Annotated in this window: 2 protein-coding genes; both read right to left on the bottom strand. The window is 45.5% G+C overall.

Annotation, left to right across the window (positions count from 1 at the left end):
- Positions 1-33: 33 nt before the first annotated feature.
- A complete protein-coding gene (locus tag PVV69_RS09715; RefSeq protein ID WP_273757337.1) occupies positions 34-1,113 on the bottom strand; it encodes a S49 family peptidase in 1,080 nt (359 codons plus the stop codon).
- Positions 1,103-1,913: phage portal protein (locus tag PVV69_RS09710; protein WP_273757336.1), on the bottom strand; the 811-nt coding region annotated here is incomplete at its 5' end. The genes PVV69_RS09710 and PVV69_RS09715, both read right to left, overlap by 11 nt.

Below are 1,913 nucleotides of genomic sequence, written 5' to 3'. Positions count from 1 at the left end.
TTGCGCGCTTTCTTTCTTTTTCAAGCACGGCTTTCATATCTTCGCGCTTGTTTTCATTGTCCTCATTGTCTTCGTCCTCATCTTCGTTTTCTTCGTCGTCAAAGATTTCGGCGTTTTTGTCGATGTCACTATCGTCTTCGTCCTCTTCCTCGTCATTGATGATGTCGACAATTTTTTCGTCATCCTCTTCTTCAGCGCGGTATTGTGTACGTGCCATGTGTTTTGTCCTTCTTTTGTTGTTGATGTTGGGTTTTGTGATATGGAATCCGTTAAGGCTTCCAAAGCTTGCGCAAGGGTGCCTTGCACATCTGCTAATCCAAGCGTGATCGCTTGGGTGCCTATAAAAGTTTCTGCTTTTGTGCCGCGAATTGCAGCAGCATTTAAGCGTCTGTTTTGCGCCACCAAATCGACAAACATCTCGTAGTGCAGGGCGCAATCGGCTTGCATTTTTATCTGTGCTGTATCGCTCAAGGGTTCATGAGGGTTGCCATGAACTTTATGGTCCCCTTCAAAGACAAAGGTCCATTTATGTCCGTGTTTTTCATCTGCACGGGATTGGTCAAGATGGGCGCAAACAACCCCAATCGAGCCTACAACATCCGTGCGAGCAACCCATATTTGAGAAGCAGAACAGGCAATGGCATAAGCTGCAGAACAGGCAAACTCATTGGCATGCGCCCAAATGGGTTTGTTATATTTTTTTGAGAGTGCTTGAAACTCTTCAACCAAATCAAACACACCGCCGGCTTCTCCACCGCCGCTGTCAATATCAAGTAAAACAGCGCGAACATCAGGTTGTGCAATGGCTTCACGAAAAGAAGCCCCCAAACCTTCATAAGAGGTTAATCCCGATAAAGCCCCAAGCCATGCACCGCGGCGCACAAGCGTGCCATGAACTGGTAGTATAGCAATATTGTTTTGTACTACATAAGTTTCAGGGGGTCTGAAAGCTTCTGTATCCCCTTGTCCAAATGCTCTCACGGCAAACTTTTCTCCCTCAAAAAGGCGTGGTGCAAGAGCATTCAAAATGACATCAAGCTTTGTCGAGGCAAGCATATGAGGAACACCAAAAAGCCGGGATGCCAAAAACGGCATGTCAAGATTATTCACCATTTTTGTGTGCCTCGCTGCCTTGGTTGCTTTCATAAGTCTCAGAAGTCTCTGAATCTTCATCACCAATCGCTTGATTGCTACCAGCCGGTGCCGCCATATCGGTGTCAAAAGATAATCCGCGCGCACGAGCATCTGTGTGTTCTTCTTGCATTTCGGCATGAATGCTGTCGATATCAAAGCCGCGTTCGGCCAGTGCCATGCGTCGTGTTTTCAAGCCAGCACGGATTTCTTCTTTTTCTGCCGAAATATCCTTGTTTGGATCAATCATTTCAAGCGGTGGTGCAAAGCTTTCACATTGAAGCCATGGCAAGGGATTTTCTTCCCATCCGGGTAAGTGAACGCGTCCAGAAAGTACTGCCATTTCAACAAAACGTTCCCAAATAATGCGGTTAAACTGAAAGGCAATGATATGTTCACGCCATTGTTTGACGTGCCGTCTAAACTGAATGATAGAGGTACGCACATTGGAAAAATTACCGCGCGTAACGTCTCCAGTCACAACGGCATAAGGCATATTGAGAGCCGAGCAAATTTTTAAAATATTACGATACTGAAAAGCCTCATAAGAACCACCAACCTCAACAGGATTTGAGAATGTAACATCTTTATTCTCTCCTAAATAAAGAGATGCACCGGGTGCAATGGCAGGTGCTTCGTATTTTTCTTCAACGTCGTTTTTATCACGATTATCGGATAATTTTGCGACGTTTGGGGAATTGTCCTTGACAAACGCTGCGAAAAGAGCCGCCGTCCTTTTTCGATCAAGTTCTGCATCATCATAGGATTCGAGTTGAAAGATT

Origin of the sequence: Bartonella sp. MM73XJBT, assembly GCF_028618465.1 — a bacterium.
Classification (GTDB): Bacteria; Pseudomonadota; Alphaproteobacteria; order Rhizobiales; family Rhizobiaceae; genus Bartonella.
Note: the sequence above shows the minus strand (reverse complement) of the source record. Positions and strands in the feature narration are given on the sequence as shown.

Bases quoted from the DNA above. Each gene is read 5' to 3' on its own strand.
- PVV69_RS09715 (WP_273757337.1), bottom strand. From the start codon at position 1,113: ATGGTGAATAATCTTGACATGCCGTTTTTGGCATCCCGGCTTTTTGGT.